Raw genomic sequence first — 20,740 nt, 5'->3', positions numbered from 1 at the left:
GGTCAGCAGCTGTCGGGAGCCTTCCCGGGCAGGTCCGGCGTCTCGCCGGCCTCGGTTCGGCGGCGGTGCGCGAGCGCGGCGAAGATTTCCAGGGCCACCCGGTGGGCGCTGTTGACCGTCGTGTCCGCGTGGTCGTACGGCGGCGACACCTCGACGATGTCCGCCGCCACGATCGGCGTGTCCAGCGCTATCTGCCGGACGGCCCGCAGCAGGTCCACCGGCGTCATGCCGCCGGGCTCAGGCGTGCCGGTGCCGGGGGCGAAGCCCGGGTCGAGCACGTCGATGTCCACCGACAGGTAGAGCGCGCGGCAGCCGTCCACCGCCTGCGCGATCGCCTCGGTGATGACCTCGCGGCTGCCGCGCTCCCAGATCTCCTGCATCAGGTGCCAGCGCATCCCCTGGTCCCGCATCCAGGCGAAGACGTCCGGTGGCGGCCAGTAGCCGCGCAGCCCCACCTGGACGAAGTTGCGCCCCCGCACCGCGCCGGACTCGATCAGTCGGCGCATCGGCGTCCCGTGCGACGCCAGGTTCCCGTCGATGATGTCCGCGGTGTCGGCATGCGCGTCGAAGTGGAGCAGCCCGATCTCGCCCCACCCGACCGCCTCGGCGACCCCGCTCGCCGCCGGCCAGGTGATCGAGTGGTCACCTCCGAGGATCAGCGGCCTGATGCCGAGCTCCGCGATCTGCCGGACCTTCGTCCGGATGTTGCGGTGGGAGGCCTCCGTGAGGCCGTGCGGGCAGTGCGCGTCACCGGCGTCGACGACGTCCAGCCAGTCGAAGATCTCGACTCCGAGGTCGAGGTGGTAGGTGCCGGGGTTGTACGCCTGGGCGCGCAGTGCCCGCGGGCCGAACCGGGCACCCGGTCGGTGGGTGGTCGCGATGTCGAACGGCGCGCCGACGACGGCCATGTCGGGCCGGCGCTCGCGCAGCTCACCGAGGCCGGGCATCCAGGGCAGGCCGGCGAACGTCGCCAGCCCGGCATAGCCCGGCGCGTCCGGCCCGGGATCCTCGTCCGCGACCGGGCCACCGTCGGAGGTCATGCTGCCAGCATGCTGCGCGGGGCGCCGGCGCGCAGAACGGGACGGCCAGCGCGAGCCGAACGGACGGCCAGCGGCAACGGGTGCCCGGCAGTCAGCGGGACCGGATGCCCAGCAGGTAGCAGGCGATCGCGGCGGTGGCGGCGACGTTGAGCGAGTCCACGCCGTGGGCCATCGGGATCCGTGCCCTCCTCGTCGCTGCCGCCTGCGTCGCCTCGCTGAGCCCGGCGCCTTCCGTCCCCAGCAGCAGCGCCACCCGGTCCGCCGCCGCTCCCCAGGCCGGTGTCAGCTCCTCGGCGTCGGAGGCGGGGGTCAGCGCCACCACCTCGAAACCCGCGGCGCGCACCAGATCCAGTGCGCCGGGCCATGGGTCGAGCCGGGCGTAGGGCACGGCGAAGACCTCCCCCATGGAGACCCGCACCGACCGGCGGTACAGCGGGTCGGCGCACCGCGGGCTCAGCAGGACGGCGTCCATGCCCAGGCCCGCCGCCGATCTGAAGATCGCGCCGAGGTTGGTGTGGCTGACCAGGTCCTCGCAGACGAGCACCCGACGGGCGGCGGCGAGAACCTGGGCGGGGGCGAGCGCGGGGCGCCGACACATCGACGCCAACGCCCCGCGATGGACCTCGAAACCGGTGATCGCCTCGAGTACGGGCGGCCCGGCGACGAACACGGGCGGCGGGTCGCCGGCGGCCGGCTCCGCCCAGATCCGCTCCGGAACCCCGGCGAGGCGCGCCGGGGACACCAGCACCGACCGTGGTCGGTAGCCGGCGCGCAGCGCCCGCTCGATCACCCGCTCGCCCTCGGCGATGAACAGACCCTCGGCCGGCTCCCTGCGCCGGCGCAGCGCCACGTCGGTCAGCGCGACATAGTCCGCGACGCGCGGGTCCGCCGGATCGTCGATGACGATGAACCTGCTGCCCTGCTCCACTGCCACCCCTGCTCCCGCTCCTGCTCTCACCCCGGTACCGGTGTCACCCCCACGAAACTCCGTACCAGCAGAATCGGGCCCATGACCGCACCCGGCCCGGCTGTGGGCTCCCCCGTTGCCAGCCCCGTCGCCGATCTCCTGGTGACGGGCGCGGAACTGGTCGCGACCGTCGACGCCGCCCGCCGCGAGATTCCAGGTGGCTGGGTGGCGATCACCGACGGTCTCGTAGCCGCGATCGGCGGCCCCGCCGAGCCGCCGCCCGCCGCGACCCGCACGCTGCGAGCCGACGGCGCCCTGGTCACACCGGGGCTGGTGAACACGCATCACCACATCTACCAGAACCTCACCCGTTCCTTCGCCCCGGCGCTGGGCGGGACGCTTTTCACCTGGTTGAAAACGCTCTACCCGCTCTGGTCCCGGCTGGACGAGGAGGCGGTGCACACCTCCGCCTACGTGGGCCTGACGGAACTGGCGCTGGGTGGCTGTACGACGTCCACGGACCATCTCTACGTCCACCCGCGCGGCGGCGGCGATCTCGTTTCGGCCGAGATCGCGGCGGCGCGCCTGCTCGGGATGCGGTTCCACCCGACCCGCGGTTCGATGTCGCTTTCGGCGAAGGACGGCGGTCTTCCCCCCGACTCCGTCGTGCAGGACCCGGACGAGATTCTGGCCGACTCCGCCCGGCTCGTGGCCAGGCATCACGACCCCTCCCACGGGGCGATGATCCGGGTGGCACTCGCGCCGTGCTCCCCGTTCTCGGTGAGCCCCGAGCTGATGAAGGCCACCGCGGAGCTGGCGGAGACGCTCGACGTGCGCCTGCACACCCATCTGGCCGAGGATCCCGAGGAGGACGACTACTGCCTGGCGGTGTTCGGGCGGCGGCCGATCGACCAGTTCGCCGAGGTCGGCTGGGGCAGCGACCGGGCCTGGGTCGCGCACTGCATCTGCCCCGACGCCGACGAGATCGTGCGCCTCGGCTCCTGGGGAACCGGGGTGGCCCACTGCCCGAGCAGCAACATGATCCTCGGTGGCGGGCTCGCGCCGATCGCCGAGTTCCGCGCGGCCGGGGTGCCGGTCGGCCTGGGCTGCGACGGCTCCGCCTCGGCCGACGCGGCCTCGCTCTGGCTGGAGGCCCGAACCGCGATGCTGCTCGGCCGGCTCCGGCACGGAGCCGGCGCGATGTCCGCCCGCGACGCGCTGGAGATGGCCACCCGCGGCGGGGCCGCCTGCCTCGGCCGGACGGGGGAGATCGGCGAGCTCTCCGTCGGCGCGGCCGGCGACCTCGTGGTCTGGCCGATGGACGGGGTCGCGTTCGCCGGGGCGCTGTCAGACCCGGTCGACGCCTGGCTGCGGTGCGGGCCCACAGCGGCCAGGCACACGGTCGTGGCCGGGCGCCTCGTGGTGGAGAACGGAATGCCGGTGCACCCCGATCTGACAGAGATGCTCCGCCGCCACCGGGAGATCTCCCGCGGGGTCCAGGGCGCGTTCGAGAAGGCCGGTGCCACCCCGTGACCTCGAGCGACTCGACCGCATTGGCCCAGGTTGGGCAGGAGTACTGCGGCGCAGTATCCTGTAGACGGAAACGTGCAGCTCAGCAGCCGACCTGCGTCGGGCCGCGCACGGATCGCGCCCCAGGCAGCCGCCGTCGGCGCCGCCCGCCGAATCCCCCGATCGGCGCAGAAAGCGCCGGCGGCGGCGTACTCCTCTCCTACGCCAGCTGTTCCTACGCCAGCTGTCCGTCCTTCGCCCGATGCCAGCAGCTGTGAGCCCCGGCGGTGACGGGGACGGAACCGACGTGACCCTGCCCGACGAGGTGCTTGCCGCACTCACCGGGAGCCTCGCCCGCGTCGATGCCGTCCTGGCCGCGCGCTTCCCGGGCGATCCGGGGACCCGCCAGCCCGTCCACACCTGTTACCTGCCCGCCGACCAGCTCACGCCGGACGTCGTTCCCGCGTGGGGCCGGGCGGCCCGGGAGGCGCTGGCGCGGCACGCGCCCGACCCGGGCCTGCTCGCGGAGGTCACGCTCGGCGCCGCCGCGGCGCCGAGCGCCGAGGACATCCACACCCACGTCGTGCGCACCCTGGCCATCGAGCCGGTCCAGGATCTGCGGGTCGACTTCGAGGACGGTTACGGCATCCGGCCGGACGCCGTCGAGGACGCGCACGCCATCGCGGCTGCCCGGGCACTGCGTGCCGCGGCGTCGGCGGGGACGCTGCCGGCCGTCTACGGGCTGCGCCCGAAATCGCTCGACGCGGCCGTGCGCCGGCGCGGCCTGCGCACCCTCGACCTGTTCCTCACCGCCCTCGCCGGCACCGACGGCCCGCCCCCGGGTCTGGTGGTGACTCTGCCCAAGGTGAGCGCGCCAGAGCAGGTCGCGGTGTTCGGCGACGTCCTGGCGGCGCTCGAACAGCGGCTCGGGATCGCGCCGATTCCGCTGGAGGTGCAGATCGAGACCCCGGCCGCGGTCCTGGCCCTGCCGGCGCTGGCCGCCGCCGCGCCCGGGCGGCTGGCCGCGCTGCACGTCGGCACCTACGACTACTCGGCCGCGCTCGGCGTCAGTGCGGCCAACCAGGCCAGCGACCATCCGGCGGTCGAGCTGGCCACCGCGCTGATGCAGCTCACCGCGGCGGGAACCGGCCTGCGGGTGGCCGACGGCTCGTGCAACCTGCTGCCCGTCGGGCCGGCCGCGGAGGTCCACGCCGGCTGGCGCCGGCATGCCGGGCTGATCCGCCGTGCCTGGTCGCGCGGGCTGTACCAGGGCTGGGACCTGCATCCGGCGCAGCTGGTCAGCCGGCATGCCGCTGTCGCGGGCTGCCTGCTCACGGGCCTGCCGGACGCCCTGCGCCGGCTCGCGGACTACGCGGCGGCTCGTTCCCGCGGATCGGTGGCGGATGAGCCCGCGACAGCGCGGGCGCTGGCAGGGCATGCTCTGCGGGCCCTGGACGCCCGGCTGCTCGACGAGCCCGGCCTGCGCGCCGCCGGGTTGGACCTGGCGACCGTGGCCCGGCTGGGCGGCCGCACCGGCACGACCGGCGCCTTCGGCACGACCGCAACCGCCACCCCTACCGCAACCGCCGGCGCCACCGCCCAGCCGGGCCCCTGACCAGGACCAGCCAGGCCCCTGACCAGCCGGCACGGGGCCGGCCTCGGTTTCAGCTGCCGCGGTAGGTGGTGTAACCGTAGGGCGCCAGCAACAGCGGAACGTGGTGGTGCTCGGACGCGTCCCTGATCACGAAGACGATCGCGACCTCGGGGTGGAACTCCGAGTGGTGCGCGGTGTCGAAGATCAGCCGCCAGGTGCCGGTGCTGTCGGCGGGCAGGTCCGTTGCCCGGCCGTCCCCGTCGGTGACCGTCTCGGCGACCGGGCGCCAGCCCTTCACCGCACCGTCAAGGGTCAGCACGGCCCGTTCGAGCCGGACCGGGACGTCAACCGCCGGCCGGCCCGAGCCGGTGTCCAGGACATGGGTTGACAGGCTCACGCACACCACCATCTCCGGCCGCCGCCCGGCACGCCCGCCCGCGGCGCCCTCGTTCCGGAGCCGGGAGCAGGGCGCCGGGCCGTCAGCCGCCGGTGATCAGGTGGCTGAGCCGCAGCGCCGTGATCTCGGCCTGCTGACCGGCGGCCACGCGAAGTTCCGCGGCCGGGTCGTTGGCCATCCTCTCCCGCAACAGGGCCAACATCTCCTCCGCGCCACGCCCGGCGGCACGGACCAGGAAGATGAAACCAAAACGATCTTCGTAGGAGGCGTTCCCCTCGGTGAACGCGGCCCGTATCTCCTCGCTCGCCTGCTCGAGCGCGGCCTGCTCCCGTCGCGGGGCGTCGATCGTGACCACGGTGGCCCGCGAGGAGGTGGGCGGAGTCGGCGCGGGTCCTGGCCGCTCCCCGATCCGGGGGTGGGCGGTGAACGCCTCGAGCCAGGCCGACTCCGGCAGGTTCCACCACTCCTGCTCGGCGGCGGGCAGGAGCGCGGCGAGCCGGCCGAAGGGCCGGCGGGCGGTGACGGCGTCGGCCCAGTCCTCGGAGCCGCAGCAGGCCAGCAGCTCCTCGCGGGCCGCGGCCGGGGCCAGCGAGTCGAACCAGCGCATGGCCAGCGCCTCCCGACCCGCCGCGGTCGGGGCGCCGAGCAGCCTCAGCCGGGCCAGGCCGCCGTCCGGGACGGCGTCGACACGGACGTGGGTGGCCTCGACCGGGACCTCCAGGTCGAACAGGTGCCGGGTGTTCGGCTGCACCCTGGTACGGGGCAACAGGGGGCGCCAGCCCGTGATCGCCGCGAACCCGTCCGCGGCCAGCGCGTCGTCGCCGGTCTCGGGGGCGTTGGCTGCCCACAGGGCGACGGCGCGCGGGGCGTTGCCGCGGAAGTGCCGGGTGTCGACCTCCGCCCGCACGACAGTGCCCTCCGTCGCCAGGCGGATCACGGCCCAGTCGTGCCCCTCCCCGCGCCGGCGCCGGGTCTCCCACCCCTCGCCCATGACGCGGGCGTCGCCGGAGGCGTTCAGGTTGTGCCGGTCACCGTAGTGCATGTCGCTGGCCGCGACCACCACACCGCCCAGATAGGCGGCGGCGAGATCCGAGGTGACCCGGTCGAGGAGACGCGGGTCCGGGACGACCACCCCGTGCACCCGCAACCGGGCCACCCCGCCGTCGGGATGGATGGTCAGCCGCAGGTGGCTGATGCGGAACCTGGCCTCCTCCGGAACGACCAGCACGTTGGCCGCGTCAGCGGCGACGGGCGTGCGGCCCACCAGCGGCACCCAGGTGACCGAGTCCTCGGCGACCTCCTCCGCGGACGGGTAGCCGGCCAGCGTGGCGCCGTGCAGCTCGACCGCCTCCGGCGCGTTGCCGGTGAAGTGGGTGGTGTCGACGGTGACCGCGTGCACGATGCCGGGCGACCCGAGACGGATGATCGCCCAGTCCGATCCGGGCGGGACGTCCCGGCGGCGCCGGGTCTCCCAGCCGTCGGTCCACTGGCCCCGCTCGGTGAACACGCCGGGGCGGGTCACCGGCGCCTCGGGAAGCAGCATCCGTTCGGCGAGGGCGAAGAACTCGTCGTTCACCGCCACGACGGACCCGCCGAACCGGGCGGCGGCGAGGTCGACGAGATTCGTCAGATCGGGTGCGTCGGTCACTGTGGGGCTCCTTCGGCTGCGGCGGCGGGTGGGCCCTACGGTCGTTCGAGCAGCCGGCCGCGGACCGGCCGGTCGCCGTCCGCCCGGTGCCCTCGCAGGTAGGTCGCGAGCACCAGGCCATCCAGCGTTCGCCCAGCGTATGGGGTCAACGGATGACGGTGGCGCAACAGGGACGGTTCGACGAGGAAGCTTCCGTCCGGGTCGAAGACGACCAGGTCCGCGTCCGCGCCGACGGCGATCCGTCCCTTGGATCCGCGGGGTGCCGCCCCCGCGCCCTCCGTGCCGAGGCCGGGCGCGCCCAGACCGGCGAGGTCCGCCGGACCCGCGCACATCCACCGCACGACGTCCGCGACGCCGTGGCCGCGCCGCCGCGCCTGGGTCCACACCGCCGACAGCCCGAGCTGGACGGACGCGATACCGCCCCAGGCCGTCCCGAAGTCACCCGTGTCCAGCGACTTCAGCGCGGGCGTGGACGGCGAGTGGTCGGTGACGACGCCGGCGAGCAGGCCCTCGGCCAGGCCGTCCCACAGCAGGTCCAGGTTCGGGCGCTCGCGGATCGGCGGCGCGCACTTGAAGGCGGTCGCGCCGTCGGGCACCTCCTCCGCGACGAAGGTCAGGTAGTGCGGGCAGGTCTCCGCGGTCAGCGGCAGCCCCGCCTCGCGGGCAGACAGGATGTCCCCGAGCGCCTCGGCGGCCGCCAGGTGCAGCACGTGCAGCCGGGCCCCGGTCGAGGCGGCGAGCGCGGCCAGCGCGGCAACCGCGGCCCGCTCCGCCGCCGGTGGCCGGGACCGCAGCCAGCTCGCGAACGCACGGCCCGCGGCGGGGGGTGCACCGGCGAGGACGGACGGCGACTCCGCGTGGACCACCGTGAGGGCGCCCATCCGGGCGGTGTGCCGGGACGCGGCGGCCAGGACGTCCAGGCTGACGTGGGGGAACTCCTCGACACCGGACGGGGCGAGGAACGCCTTGAAACCGAACACCCCGTTGTCGTGCAGCGCGGCGAGGTCGTCGAGGCGACGGGCGTCGGCGCCGATGATGCCGCCCCAGAAGCCGACGTCGACCGCCACCTGGCCGGCCGCCGCCGCCCGCTTGGCAGTCAGTGCCCGCACCGAGGTGGTCGGCGGGATGGCGTTCAGCGGCATGTCGATGATGGTGGTGACGCCGCCGGCGGCGGCGGCCCGGGTCGCGGTGGCGAAGCCCTCCCAGTCGGTGCGCCCCGGCTCGTTGACGTGGACGTGCGTGTCCACGACGCCGGGCATCAGCACCAGGCTGCCGAGATCGGTGACCAGGCGGCCCGGCGGGATGTCGGCAGGCCCGGTGACGGCGGTGACCCGCCCGGCAGCGACGTGGACCGCTGCCGGGCGCTCCCCGTCCGGCAGCACGACCCGGCTCGAACGGATCACCTGAAGCGACTCGGGCAGCTCCGGCAGCTCCGGAGGCAGCCCGCTCACAGGTCGACCAGGTCCACCGGGCGGACCGGTACGCGGCGCAGGTCGCGGCCGACGGCGTCGCGGATCGCGGCGACGACCGCGGCGGTCGCCGTGCAGGTGGGGGCCTCTCCGACGCCCTTCACGCCGTAGGGGGCGTCCGGCTGCGGGTAGGTCAGCGCGACGAAGTCGAGGGCGGGCACGTCGGCGGCGGTCGGAAGCAGGTAGTCGTGCAGGGTCGGGTTGGTCACCACACCCCCCACGGTGACCAGTTCCTCCATCACCGCCAGACCCAGCCCCTGGGCGGTGCCGCCCTCCACCTGGCCGCGCAGGGACAGCGGATTGATCACCGTGCCGCAGTCCTGCGCCAGCGCCATCGCGACGACCCGGACCAGGCCGAGATCGAGATCGACGTCGACCACCGCGCGGTGCGCCGCGGCCGCGAAGGCCACATGCGGATCGCCTTGGCCGCGCTCGTCCAGTGCGGTCGTGCGCCGGTGGTGAAAGGTGTACTCGGCCTCCACCGGCCCGCCGGCGGCGAGAGCCTCGGCCAGCGGGAGCCGGGTGCCCGTCTCGGTGCCGATGATCTCGCCGCCGTCGATCACCAGCGACCGCCGGGGCGACTCGACCACCTCCGGCGGCAGACCCAGCGAACGAGCCACCCGGGCGAGCAGCCGGTCGACCACGGCCACGCAGGCCCCGCGAACCGCGCCGCCGCTCATCCAGGTCTGCCGGGAGGCGCTGGTCGAGCCGGCGCTGCCGATGCCGGTGTCCGCCGGCGACAGCTCGATCCGCTCCACGCCGAGCTCGGTACGCGCGATCTGCCCGGCGACGGTGACGAACCCCTGCCCCACCTCCGAGCACGCGCTGTGAACGGTCCCGAACGGAACACCGTCGCCGTCGAGGGCGAGCCGGGCCCGCGCCGTGGACGCGTCGTCGAAGCCCTCGGAGAAGAGCAGGTTCTTGTAGCCGAGCGCGAAGCCGACGCCGCGGCGGACGCGGCTGTGGGTCGCGGCGGTCGCCCGGCCGCCGGGCAGGGCGGTCTCCGGGGCCGCGGCGGTGAGCGGCGGGGGCAGCGGACGCGCCGCCACCGCCTCGATCGCCTCCCGGACGGGCAGCGGCGCGCCGAGGATCTGCCCGGTCGGCAGCACATCCCCCGGCCGCAGGGCGTTGCGGGTGCGCAGCGCTACCGGGTGCAGGCCCAGCAGATCGGCCAGCCGGTCCATCTGCGCCTCGTGGCCGAACGCGACCTGCGGCACACCGAACCCCCGCATCGCGCCGCACGGCGGGTTGTTCGTCCGGACGACGGTGCCGTCGAGCCGCGCGTTCGGCACCCGGTACGGCCCGGCAGCGTGGGTGACGGCGTTCGCGAGCACCGCGGGCGACGACGACGTGTACGCCCCGCCGTCCATGAGGATCCGTGCGTGCACGCTGACCAGGTCGCCCGCCGTGGTGGCGGTGTGCCGGAACCACATCCGCGCCGGGTGGCGGTGCGGATGCCCCAGGAACGACTCGACCCGGTCGTAGGCGATCCGTACCGGCCGGCCGGTGGCGAGGGCGAGCAGCGCGCCGTGGATCTGCAGGGTGACGTCCTCACGCCCGCCGAACGCGCCGCCGACACCGGCCAGCTCGAGCCTGACCAGTGCTTCGGGCAGCCCCAGACAGGCGGCGATCTGCTCCCGGTCGGAGTGCAGCCACTGGGTGGCCACCCGCAGGTCGAGCCCGCCGTCGGCGGCCGGGACGACGAGCGCCGCCTCCGGCGCCAGGAAGGCCTGGTCCTGCATGCCGACGAGATAGCTGTCCTCGACGGCGACCGGCCCCTCGGCTGACGGGTCCCCGTGGGTCAGCGTGATCTCCCGGTAGATGTTGCCGTCCGGATGGACCGGCTCGGCGCCCGGCCCGGCGGCCAGGCCGGGATCGACGAGCGGCGGGAGCGGCTCGTACGCGACCCGGATGGCCGCCAGGGCGCGCCGCGCCGTCGCCGCGTCGACCGCGGCCACCGCGGCCACGGGCTCGCCCGCGTAGCGCGCCTCGGTGGCGGCGAACACCGGCTGGTCCGCGCTGATCAACCCGTAGGTGGCGACTCCAGGGACGTCCGCCGCGGTGACGACGGCGAGGACACCGGCGAGCCGGCGGGCCGCGGCGGTGTCGACCTGCCCGATCCGCGCCCGCGGGTGCGGCGAGCGCAGCGTCCGGGCGTGCAGCATGCCGGGAACCTGGAGATCACCGGCATAGGCGAAGACCCCGCCGGCCTTGGCCGCCCCGTCCGGGCGGAGCTCCGAGGACCCGACTCCGCGGTTCCCGCCGACCACTCCCGCACGCCCCGTCATGCCCCACCCGCCCTGTGCGCCCCGTTGGCACCGGGCGCCCCGCTGTCACCGGGAGCCCGCCGGCCGGCCTGGACGTCCCGCACCGCCGCGAGGATCCGGCCGTAGCCGGTACACCGGCAGATGTTCCCCGCCAGCGCCTCCCGGATCTCCTGCTCTCCGGCGGCGGGACGGCGTCCGAGCAGGTCGGTGACGGCCACAACCAGGCCCGGTGTGCAGAACCCGCACTGGACCGCGCCATGGGCGAGGAACGCGGCCTGGATCCGGGCCGCCGGGCCGCTCGCACCGAGCCCGGCGACGGTCAGCACGCGGGCGTCCACGGCGTCGGCGGCCAGGACCGTGCAGGCCGTCACCAGCCGGTCGTCGAGCAGCACGGAGCAGGCACCACACCGGCCCTGCTCGCAGGCGTCCTTCACCGAGGTGACGCCGAGCCTTTCCCGCAGCACCGTCAGCAGCGACTCCTCCAGCCGGGCACCGGAGACGACACGCCGGGTTCCGTCGACGTTGAGGTGGTACTGGAGAGGTTCCCAGCCGTCGTCGCCCTCGGTGTCGTCTCCCTCTGCGCCGTCCACCGGACCGGCGGGGCCAGCGCTCACGCCGGGTCCCCGCGGCGGACGCCGGCCAGGCAGCGGGCGAAGGCGCGTGCCGCGAGCACGCCGGCGGCGTGGACGCGGTAGTCCGCCGGATGCCGCGGGTCCTCCGGCAGCGGCGGCGCGGCGCGCAGGCCGCCGGCGGCCAGCTCGCCGAACCGCCGGGCGAGCGCGAGCGGCGCCGTCCCGGTCGACCAGTCCACCTCGTCGCCGGCCAGCCGCTCGGCCGCCGCGACCCGCCACGGGCCGGTGGCCACGCCGCTGACGGCGCAGCAGACCCGCTCACGCACCCGGTCGACCAGGAGCGCGCAGGAAACCAGCGCGGGGAACGCCGCCTGCCGGCCGCCGATCTTCAGATAGGTCTGCGGACCGCTCGGGCGGGCCACCCGCACCGCGGTGACCAGCTCCCCGGGCGCGGGCCCGTCCCGCAGGAAGCCGCCGACGTCCGTCGTGCGGGCGCCGCGTGCCGAGGCGAGCAGGATCTCCGCCTCGGCGGCGGCGAGGAACGTCAGCAGATCACCACGCGGGTTGGCGGAGCCGAGCGCGCCACCGACGGTTCCGCAGTTGCGGATCTGCACCGAACCGACGACCCGGGACGCGGCGGCCAGGCCCGGCGCGAGCGACCAGCCCGCCAGGTCGGCGTAGGTGACACCGGCACCGACGGTGAGGGCGTCCGCGCTGGCGCCGCGCACCCGCAGCTCGAGCACCCGGCGCAGCGCGACGATCGCCGCCGGCCCGCGGCCCCCGGCGCGCAGCGCGGGGACGAGGTCCGTGCCGCCGGCCAGCAACCGCACGTCCCGGCCGGCCTCCACCTCGGCGGTGAGGGAGGCGACAGCCTCGCCGACCGTCCCGGGCCGGTGCAGAACGGTCGACGGACCACCGGGCGTCGTCATGGAGCCGACGATAGTGGCGCGACGTTACGGCGGTGTTCAACCCACAGCCGGCCGGGAACCGCGCGGCCGCGGCCGGAAGAAAGCGAGCTGAGCCACGCCGGGCGGACCACCCGCATCACCACCGACACAGCACCACCGACAATGGTGTGCCGTTACATGATGGACGCCTTTCGGAAACACCGAATCGTTTCGGTGGTGAAATACCTGGAAGGGGAGCGTGTTGACCGGTCGCCTGACGAACGTCGATCCGGCGCTGCGGCACGGCTGGCACCCGGTCGCGCGTTCGTCCGGGATCACCGACGCGCCGCTGGGTGTTCGTCTGCTCGGCGAGCACTGGGTGCTGGCCCGTCTCGACGGGCGCCTCACCGCGTTCGTGGACCGGTGCCCGCACCGCCTCGCCCCGCTGTCGGCGGGCCGGGTGGACGGCGGCGAGCTCGTCTGCGGCTACCACGGCTGGCGGTTCGCGGCCTCCGGGGAGTGCACCGCGGTGCCCGCGCTCGGGCCGGGGGTGCCCGCTCCGCGGCGGGCCCGGGCTGTCACCCCCTGGGGGGTCGCCGAGCGCCACGGCCTGGTGTGGCTGGCGCCGGAGGAGCCGTGCTCCGACATCGTCGAGCTGCCCGAGGCGGACGAGCCCGGCTTCGACAGCGCCTGGCTCCCCACCACGCGCACGACGGCCTGCGCCGGGCTGCTCGCCGACAACTTCCTCGACGCCGCGCACCTGCCGTTCGTCCACGCCGCCACCATCGGCGCCGGGGAGGGGGCCGTCGTCGGGCCGTACCGCGTGCAGGCGGACGGTGCCGGGTTCGTCGTCCGCCTGGAGCAGGATGTCTCGAACCCGGAGGATCCCGGTGTGGCGGCGGGGCTGCGCCCGCTCGTCCAGCGCCGGGTCTCGACGTACGTCTACCGGCCGCCGTTCATGCTGCGGCTGCGGCTCGACTACCCCGCCGCCGGTATGACCAACACGATTCTCTTCTGCCTGCAGCCGGAGGACGTCGACGCGACGGCCGTGTACACCCGGATCATGCGGGACGACCTCGGCGGTGATCCCACCCGGCTGGCCGAGGCCGCAGGCTTCGAGCAGGCTGTGCTCGACGAGGACCTCGCGCTGCAGGAGCAGTTCACCCTCGACGGCCTGCCGCTGCACACCGACGGCGGGCCGGGCGGCGGCCTCACCTCCGGCGGCGGGGCGGTGCCGGAGGAGGTGAGCATCCGCGCGGACGCCGCGGGCGTGGCGCTGCGGCGGGTGCTGGCCGCCCTGGTCGTGCGCTCCGCCGCGGCCCGTCTCACGCCCACGGCGGATATCCGACACCGAACCGGCCACGTCCGCGCGGAGCCGGGATCTACCATGTGATCCGGCTGGTCTGGCCACGGAACCGGGTGACCCGACCAGGGGGCGGGCGGTCCGGAAGGTGGTGCCTGGTGCGCGACAGCGCCGAGCTGACGGCAGAGGCCGACAACACGCTTCCACGGAGGGATCTCCCCCTCGGGGCACCCGTTCCGCCTCACGCCTGCGCGTTCGCCGGTTCCCCGGCGGCGACGGGGCCGGCAGGGCCGCCGTCGGAGCCGCCGCACAGCGCTGACCTGATGGCGCGCCGGACGTCCGCCGACCTCCGGGATCTCGACCCGCGCGAGTTCGACCGGCTCCGCCGGCTCGTCGGGGCCACCGGCGGCCGCGGCGACAGCACGCTCGCGGCCATGTCGGACGAGGAGATCGCCCGTTCGCTGGGCGTGGTCGTGACCGAGGGCGGGCGCACGCGCGTCCTCGCGGGTGCGGTGCTGCTGTTCGGGCGCCCGGACGCCCTGCGCCGGCATGTCCCGAACCACGAGGCCGCGATCCAGGTCATCGGTCCGGAGACGGGCGATCCCGGCACGGAGATGAACGACTTCTTCCACTGGCCGCTGCTCCGGCTCGCCGAGGAGCTGCTGGCCCGGTTCCGTGCGCGCAATCCGGAGCGGGAGATCCGCTACGAGCTGGTCCGCGCGGGCGTGCCCGCCCACTCCGAGCAGGCCTTCCGCGAGCTGCTCGCGAACGCCCTCGTCCACCGCGACTACGGGATCGCCGGGGCCGTCCATGTGCAGTGGACCAGCGAGGGCATCGAGATCTCCAGCCCGGGCGGCTTCGCCGGCTCGGGCTCCGGCTCGGGCTCGGGCTCGGGTTCACCCGGCGATCCGCTGGCGAGCCGCACGGCCTCGCCGGGGCTGCTCTCGCCGCCACCCGTGCCGCGCAGCCCGCTGCTGGCGGACGCGTTCCGCCGCGCCGGGATCACCGACCGGTCCGGGCGGGGAATCCGCCGGGCGCACGCCGCCCAGCTCCGCTCCGGGCTGGCAGCGCCGGACCTGCGCCGTTCGACGGCGGACGGTGTGGTCGCCGTGTTGCCCACCCAGCCCGCGGATCTCACCTTCGCCCTGTTCACTCTCGGCCGAGCAGCTGCGGGGAGCCCGTTGGAGCTGCCCGACCTGATCGTGCTGAGCACCGCGCTGCGCGACCGCGCGCTGCGGACCGCGGAGGTCGCCACCCTGTTCGGCTGCGACAAGGACCGGGCCCGCCAGCACCTGTCCGGCATGCTCACCCGCGGCCTGATGGAGATCGGCGGCGACCGCGGCACCCGGGTCTGGCTCCCCTCGGCCCAGGTGCGGCGCGCGCTGCGCGAGGCGACCGCCCAGCTCCGGGCCAGACCCGCGCCGCCGGCCCCTCGCCCCGGCCCGGGCCCGGCGGATCGGGAGCCACAGGGACCCGATCCGGAGCCACGCGCCGCCTCACCGGGCTGACCCCGCCGGAGCTGTCTCCACCGGCGCTGACCCCGCCGGAGCTGACCGCCAGGCCTGGCCGCGGCCTCCGTCCGACAAACCCCGGCCCCGGGCACGTTCCCCTCAGGGGCGGACGTACAGTTCCCGGCCGAGCTGGGAGATCGTGCGCATCGGGGCGGCGAGGTGGCAGCCGAGCTCGCGTGCCGCGTTCTCGACCGCGGCCAGCTGGCCGAGTACCGCCTCCCAGGGGGCGTCGCTCATCAGGCCGGCCACGGGCAGCGGGCAGGCCGCCAGCACCCAGCCGCGTTCGACGACCACGAAGCCGCCGCCCATGCCCTCCAGCGCGCGGGCGGCGGTGAGCATGTCAGCGTCGCCGGCACCGACGATCACCATGTCACCGGCGGCGGACACGGCGGTCGCCCCGATCGCGCCCCGGACGAGCCCGATCCCGCGGACCATGCCGACCCGCACCCGATCAGCGCGCCCGCTGCGGTCGAGCACCGTGGTCTTGAGCAGGTCACGGGACGGATCCGTGACCACGATGCCGTCGCGCAGGGTCGGTTCGACCCGGGTGCGGGTGATCCGCGGCCGTTCGGCGGCGGCCCCCACGGCGGTGACGTCGACGATGCCGAGCTGGGTGTCCCGCCGACCGCCCCAGTGCATGCACGGTGACGTGAAGGACCCGGTGTAGAGCCCCGCCGGCAGCCGCACGGATGACTGCGACCACCGCGGTGTCTCGTCGAGGTTGTCGAACAGTGCCCGGCCGCGCTCGGCGGCGATCCGGCCGCCGGCGATGACCACGTCCGGCGGGACGCTCGCGGTCAGGTCCCGCACGATCTGCAGGTCGGCGAGGCGGGCAGGGGCGACCAGGCCCAGCACCTGGTCAAGCCCGAAGGCCCGCGCCGGGGCCAGGGTGGCGGCCCGGACAGCGTCCGCCACGTTGCCACCGGCCCTGATCGCCTCCCGGACCTGGTCGTCGAGATGGGTGAAGACGATCCCGCCGTCCTGCGGAGACACCCCGGCATCCGGATGAGCATCGGGGAGATGCTGCCCCGGAAGCCGGGCGGCGGACGCACCCGACGCCGGCACTGCCGGCGGCACTGCTGGCGGCACTGCTGGCGGCACCGGTGCTGCGGGCAGCGCCGGCAGGCCGGGTACCTCCGGCGACGGGCCGGAGGGGCCGGCCTGCCGTGGCACGGCCTGCGACACCGTCAGCCCTTCGACACCGATCTCCGGAGCCGCCCCGGCCGGCGGAACGTCCAGCGGGAGGCCCGGAGGAAGGTCGAAGGGCGCGCCGGGTTCGCGGGGCAGCACTCGGACGGGAGTCTCGGTGCGCAGGACCAGCGCCCGGCCCTGCGGGCCGTAGATCTGCTCGATCTGCGCCGGGTCGGTCAGCACCGTCACCGTCCCGCGGGGAACGACCAGACGGGCCAGCTCGCCCGGTGTGAGGAGGGTTCGCTCCACCGAGGTGCGGGCGTCCACATAGGCCGGCAGGACGAACCGGCCGGCCGCGTCGAGGCTCCGGCGGGCGCCGACCAGCCCCGGCCGGGTCACCGCGGCGATGTACCGGCCGGCGATGAGCACGTCGCGCCGCAGCAGCTCACCGGTCTGGACGACGAGCACGACGCCGCCGCGGATGGCGAAGTCCGCGTCCGCCTGCCCCATCGCGATGCTCCGCAACCGGTCGATCTCCGCCGGGGTGGGAGCGAGCATGTCGGCACCCGGCGCGGCCGCCTGTCCCGGGCGGTGTGGGCGGCCCACGGTGGTGCCTCCGGGGCGACCGTCCCTGGGCACCGGACGGCGGCGGGCCGGCCCCCGTGGCGCCGCGGGGGCCGCGAGCGGTGGCAGCCCGCGCAGCGGCCCGGACGGCGACCGCCCGCGCCCCACCGTGGGCGCCGTCACCGGCACCGTCGCGGGTGCGGGCACGGCCACCGACGTGGGGGCAGTGCTTGGTGTGGAGACGGCCAGCGGTGCGGGAGACCCGGGCGCCAGGCCACCGGAGACAATGCTCGCGGGTGCCGCGCCGACGGGCGCCGCGCTGGAGTAGAAGGCGTCGACCGTGGGGTCGACGTCCCGCTCAGCGGTCATGACGTCCTCCGGAACTCACCGGTGTCGACCCCGCCGGCCACCCGGTCACACATTCACGCGCTGAGCCTTCGTTGTGACGGGTCGACCCTGACCACGCCGTGACGCCACCACCCAGGCACGTTCTGACGCACTGCTGTATTTCCGCATTCTCGTACGAGAACCGGACTTCGCGTAGGCAGGTATCCAAAAGCAAGCAGTGCCACGTCCGCCACATCACAGCAGGTGACCGAAAAGGCCGGCGCCCGGTCGCTTCAGGTGACTGCCGTTGGAAAGCAGCCCGCGGGTACACCGTCCTCCTTCGCGGTTCGGTTCAGCCGCGCCGGGACGGCGCCGGGCCATAGCGGGCAAGGACGATCGCCTCCACCAGCCCGACCACCGCGTAGATCACCGCGCTCGCCGCGGTGATCACGACCACCGAGGCCCACACCGCGCCGTAGTCGAGGGCCTGCTGCGCTCGTTGCATGAGGTGACCGAGGCCCGCACCGGCTGCCAGCCACTCGGCGAGCAGCACCCCGGCCATCGCGCCCGGCACCGAGGTACGGGCCGAGACGAGCAGGGCGGGCAGTGCGCTGGGCAGCGCGATCCGGCGCAGCACCGTGAACGGCCCCCCGCCGTGGGCGATCACCAGATCGGCGGCCGCGGCCGGTGCCGACCGCAGCCCGGCGACCAGGTTCACCACCGACGGGAAGAACACGACGATGCCCGCGATCGCGGCGACGGCCAGCGGGCCACGTCCGAGGACGAGGATGAGCAGCGGGGTCACCGCCACCAGTGGCACCGGCCGCAGCATCATCGCCACCGGCATCAGGGCCTGTTCCACCGGGCGGCTCAGCACGACGGCGATGGCGACCCCGAGCGCGGCGACCGTTCCGGCGGTGTAGCCGAGGGCCGCGTCACCGAGGGTGCGCCCCAGGGCAGCGAGGATCAGATCCCGGTTCTCGGCGGCGTCCGGCCCGGAGAACAGGTACCGCCAGACCGCCTGCGGATCCTTGGCGACCAGCCTGTTCAGTCCGAAGGCCTCGATGAGGGCGTACCAGAGGCCGACGATCACGGCGGTGGACGCGACCACCGACAGCAGCGTCCGCCCGATCCGGGTGGCGACCGCCCCGGCCGGCGGACGGCCGCCGGCGACGGCGGCGACGGCGGCGTGGCTCATCGGACGCCGTCCAGGTTGCCACTGAGGTGCCGAGGGCACGAGCAGCCGCGCGAGGAGACCGATCACGGTGTGGCCGAGGCCTGCGGCGGCTGACGTGACGAGGGCAAGCGCCCAGGTGCTGGGAGCATCCAGAGCCTGCTCAGCCTGCATCATGGCGATGCCGAGCCCCCGGCCGGCGCTGAGCTCCCGGTCGGCGCTGAGCTCCCGGTCGGCGCTGAGGAACTCCCCGATGATCGCGCCGAGGACGGCGGCCGGGGCCGCGATCTGCAGCGCGGCGAACGTGCTCGGCAACGCGGCACGCAGCCGGACGTACCGCAGCCGGGTGAGGACGCCGCCGCCACTGGCCCGGACGACGTCCAACGTCGCCTGGTCAGGTGCTCGCAGGCCGAGCAGGGTCCCGACGAGGGTGGTGAAGAACACCGAGATCCCGGCCAGGGCCTTCTGCGGGGTGGTGCCGTCGAGAACGGTGGTCAGGATCAGGCCGACCGCGATGATCGGCAGACAGGACGAGGCGACCCCGATCCGCAGGAACGCCCGCTCGATGACGGGGACGCCCACGAACATGATCGCGAGGCCGATCGCCAGGCCGTTGCCGATGAGCCAGCCCTGTGCGGCGGCCGACGTCGTCGCCCGCGCCGAGTGCCACAGCAGCTCGTGGTCGTCCCACAGTGCCCGGGCCACCTCCCACGGGGTGGGAACGACACCGCCGCGGTCGAGCAGGGTGACCGCGAGCAGCCACCAGCCGGCGACCAGCCCGACGACCCCGGCCACTCCACCGGTCCGGGCCGGCTGCGCCCGTCTCACCCGTACGGGCCGCCGAGCGGCCGCGGACGCACCGGACGCCCGGGGCGCGACGGGCGCGACGGGGACGACGGGGACGACGGGGACGACGGCCGTGACGGTGGCCGTGGCAGCAGCGGAGCCCGAGCGGGCGGAACCGGCCACAGCGGCAGTAGCGGTGGCGGTGGCGGTGGCGGTGGCGGCAGCGACGATGGGCAGCGGCTCGGTAAGCGCGCCCGGTACCGACACCGACACCCAGGACGCGGGTGAGGTGGGCGTGGCACTCGGGTCGGTCATCCCGGCGCTCTCCGCCCGGTGGGGGCCGGTTCGACGGGCCCCGTGCCCGCGAACAGCACGGTGGAGAGCAGGTCGTGCAGCTCGTGGAACCGCGCGGTGCGCAGCATCTCCGGCGTGCGCGGCCGGGGCAGGTCGATGGGCACGCGGGCGGTGATCCGTCCCGGCCGGGCGCTCATCACCGCCACCGCGTCGGAGAAGATCACCGCCTCGGGGATCGAGTGGGTCACCATGACAGTGGTGGTCGCCCGCTCGCGCCAGATCCGCAGCAGCTCGAAGTTCAGGCGCTGGCGGGTCATGTCGTCCAGCGCCCCGAAGGGCTCGTCCAGCAGCAGCACCCTCGGTTCGACGACGAGGGCGCGGGCGATCGCCACCCGCTGCCGCATCCCGCCGGAGAGCTGCGCGGGCCGGGCGCGCTCGAACCCGGTCAGCCCGACGAGCGCGATCAGATCACTGATCACTCCGCGCTCGGCCTTCATGCCACCGACCTCCAGCGGCAGCCGGATGTTCGCCTCGACCGACCGCCACGGCAGCAGGGCCGCGTCCTGGAACGCGAGGCCCAGGTGGTGCGCGCGCCGGGCGACCGAAGGCGCTTCGCCGCGCACCAGCACGCGGCCGGACGTCGGCGCCTCCAGATCCGCCAGGATGCGCAGCAGGGTGGACTTGCCGCAGCCCGGCGGCCCGATCAGCGTCAGGAACGAGCCCTCGGGTATCGACAGGGTGACGTCGTCGAGGGCGATGACCCGGCCGCGGCGCAGGCGGAACTCCTTGCGGAGCCCGGCCACGCTCACTCCCGACCCGTCGGGCGCCCGGGTGGGGGCGGGAGCGGAGGCAGAGGCGGAGGCAGAGGCGGAGGCAGAGGCGGAGGAAGGATCAGGGGCGGCGCCGAGATCGCGGCCCGCCACCGGCGTGGCCGATGTCGTCATAGGAGATCCGACCTCGCCTCGTGGGCCTCGTTGGTGAGGGACAGGTCGAACAGCTCCTCGGCCGTGACGTGGACGCCGGCGATCCCGAGCGCCCTGATGTTCTCCTCTATCAGCTCGCCGGTGATCGTGAACAGGCCGTCCACCCGGATGGGCACGGCCCGGACCAGCTCGTTCAGGCCCCTGCTTTCCAGAACCTGCTCCGCCTCATCCAGACCGATCCAGACCGAGATCTTCCGAACAGCTCCACGGACGCTAGAAAACAGTGGTATCGCCGCCGTCGCCGTCAGGTGAAATATCAGTAACCAGCTCCACCGGCGGACCGCAGCGGGGCCGGTCCCGGCGTGGAGAAGGGGGACCCGCCGGCGGCGGGATTCCGGCCGGGAAAGGCACCGACGGGCCACCCACCAACGGGCCAC

At 74.9% G+C, this 20,740-nt stretch carries 16 protein-coding genes; 4 read left to right on the top strand and 12 right to left on the bottom strand.

The genetic code is table 11. The features are described 5' to 3' along the window. Positions 1-2: 2 nt before the first annotated feature. On the bottom strand, positions 3-1,040 hold the full coding sequence (speB, locus tag B207_RS35775; protein ID WP_018639692.1) for an agmatinase: 1,038 nt from the start codon (positions 1,038-1,040) through the stop codon (positions 3-5). Positions 1,041-1,131: 91 nt separating this feature from the next. Further along, the gene (locus B207_RS0126460) at positions 1,132-1,968 is read right to left on the bottom strand and encodes a TrmH family RNA methyltransferase (protein ID WP_018639691.1); all 837 of its coding nucleotides are present in this window, start codon (positions 1,966-1,968) and stop codon (positions 1,132-1,134) included. A gap of 81 nt (positions 1,969-2,049) precedes the next feature. Here B207_RS0126460 and B207_RS0126455 point away from each other — a divergent pair, with 81 nt between their 5' ends. Then, entirely contained in the window at positions 2,050-3,480 is a 1,431-nt protein-coding gene (locus tag B207_RS0126455; protein ID WP_018639690.1) for an 8-oxoguanine deaminase, read from the top strand. A gap of 238 nt (positions 3,481-3,718) precedes the next feature. Next, the gene (locus B207_RS0126450) at positions 3,719-5,071 is read left to right on the top strand and encodes a DUF6986 family protein (protein WP_035742369.1); all 1,353 of its coding nucleotides are present in this window, start codon (positions 3,719-3,721) and stop codon (positions 5,069-5,071) included. Positions 5,072-5,120: 49 nt separating this feature from the next. Here the strand turns inward: B207_RS0126450 and uraH are convergent, their stop codons facing one another. From uraH to B207_RS0126420, 6 genes are all read right to left on the bottom strand, one after another. Beyond that, entirely contained in the window at positions 5,121-5,447 is a 327-nt protein-coding gene (gene uraH / locus B207_RS0126445; RefSeq protein ID WP_026311475.1) for a hydroxyisourate hydrolase, read from the bottom strand. Between the two features lie 82 nt (positions 5,448-5,529). Beyond that, complete coding sequence (locus B207_RS0126440) at positions 5,530-7,095, bottom strand: allantoicase (RefSeq protein ID WP_018639687.1); 1,566 nt, start codon at positions 7,093-7,095, stop codon at positions 5,530-5,532. A gap of 35 nt (positions 7,096-7,130) precedes the next feature. After that, positions 7,131-8,546: an allantoinase AllB gene (gene allB, locus B207_RS0126435; protein ID WP_018639686.1), complete on the bottom strand. Its 1,416-nt coding sequence runs from the start codon at positions 8,544-8,546 to the stop codon at positions 7,131-7,133. Then, positions 8,543-10,852 (bottom strand): xanthine dehydrogenase subunit D, encoded by a 2,310-nt coding sequence (pucD, locus tag B207_RS0126430; protein WP_051102678.1) that lies wholly within the window; start codon positions 10,850-10,852, stop codon positions 8,543-8,545. Before pucD ends, allB begins: the two co-directional genes overlap by 4 nt. Continuing rightward, positions 10,849-11,445, bottom strand: coding sequence for a (2Fe-2S)-binding protein (locus B207_RS0126425; protein WP_018639684.1), 597 nt, complete (start codon positions 11,443-11,445; stop codon positions 10,849-10,851). Before B207_RS0126425 ends, pucD begins: the two co-directional genes overlap by 4 nt. Further along, positions 11,442-12,332 carry an FAD binding domain-containing protein gene (locus B207_RS0126420; protein WP_018639683.1) on the bottom strand — a complete coding sequence of 297 codons (891 nt, stop codon included), beginning with the start codon at positions 12,330-12,332 and terminating at the stop codon, positions 11,442-11,444. The genes B207_RS0126425 and B207_RS0126420 overlap by 4 nt, the downstream gene beginning before the upstream one ends. A 220-nt stretch (positions 12,333-12,552) precedes the next feature. On the opposite strand from B207_RS0126420, the gene B207_RS0126415 reads away from it, so the two are divergent. Continuing rightward, positions 12,553-13,683 carry a Rieske 2Fe-2S domain-containing protein gene (locus B207_RS0126415; RefSeq protein WP_051102682.1) on the top strand — a complete coding sequence of 377 codons (1,131 nt, stop codon included), beginning with the start codon at positions 12,553-12,555 and terminating at the stop codon, positions 13,681-13,683. Between the two features lie 68 nt (positions 13,684-13,751). Then, on the top strand, positions 13,752-15,101 hold the full coding sequence (locus B207_RS0126410; RefSeq protein ID WP_018639681.1) for an ATP-binding protein: 1,350 nt from the start codon (positions 13,752-13,754) through the stop codon (positions 15,099-15,101). Positions 15,102-15,203: 102 nt separating this feature from the next. On the opposite strand, the gene B207_RS0126405 is transcribed toward B207_RS0126410, so the two are convergent. From B207_RS0126405 to B207_RS40145, 4 genes are all read right to left on the bottom strand, one after another. After that, positions 15,204-17,168: an adenine deaminase C-terminal domain-containing protein gene (locus B207_RS0126405; protein ID WP_018639680.1), complete on the bottom strand. Its 1,965-nt coding sequence runs from the start codon at positions 17,166-17,168 to the stop codon at positions 15,204-15,206. Positions 17,169-17,478: 310 nt separating this feature from the next. Further along, positions 17,479-19,401, bottom strand: a complete 1,923-nt coding sequence (locus B207_RS42635) for an ABC transporter permease (protein WP_018639679.1) — start codon at positions 19,399-19,401, stop codon at positions 17,479-17,481. Next, complete coding sequence (locus B207_RS35765; protein WP_018639678.1) at positions 19,398-20,189, bottom strand: ABC transporter ATP-binding protein; 792 nt, start codon at positions 20,187-20,189, stop codon at positions 19,398-19,400. Before B207_RS35765 ends, B207_RS42635 begins: the two co-directional genes overlap by 4 nt. A gap of 131 nt (positions 20,190-20,320) precedes the next feature. Further along, on the bottom strand, positions 20,321-20,479 hold the full coding sequence (locus tag B207_RS40145) for a hypothetical protein (RefSeq protein ID WP_154675641.1): 159 nt from the start codon (positions 20,477-20,479) through the stop codon (positions 20,321-20,323). Between the last annotated feature and the right edge of the window lie 261 nt (positions 20,480-20,740).

It is taken from the genome of Parafrankia elaeagni, assembly GCF_000374165.1.
In the GTDB taxonomy this organism is placed as follows: domain Bacteria; phylum Actinomycetota; class Actinomycetes; order Frankiales; family Frankiaceae; genus Parafrankia; species Parafrankia elaeagni.
This window is presented reverse-complemented; position numbering and strand designations above follow the sequence as displayed.

Bases quoted from the DNA above. Each gene is read 5' to 3' on its own strand.
- B207_RS0126420 (WP_018639683.1), bottom strand. From the start codon at position 12,332: ATGACGACGCCCGGTGGTCCGTCGACCGTTCTGCACCGGCCCGGGACG.
- speB (WP_018639692.1), bottom strand. From the start codon at position 1,040: ATGACCTCCGACGGTGGCCCGGTCGCGGACGAGGATCCCGGGCCGGAC.
- B207_RS42635 (WP_018639679.1), bottom strand. From the start codon at position 19,401: ATGACCGACCCGAGTGCCACGCCCACCTCACCCGCGTCCTGGGTGTCG.
- pucD (WP_051102678.1), bottom strand. From the start codon at position 10,852: ATGACGGGGCGTGCGGGAGTGGTCGGCGGGAACCGCGGAGTCGGGTCC.
- B207_RS0126450 (WP_035742369.1), top strand. From the start codon at position 3,719: ATGCCAGCAGCTGTGAGCCCCGGCGGTGACGGGGACGGAACCGACGTG.
- B207_RS0126455 (WP_018639690.1), top strand. From the start codon at position 2,050: ATGACCGCACCCGGCCCGGCTGTGGGCTCCCCCGTTGCCAGCCCCGTC.
- B207_RS0126405 (WP_018639680.1), bottom strand. From the start codon at position 17,168: ATGACCGCTGAGCGGGACGTCGACCCCACGGTCGACGCCTTCTACTCC.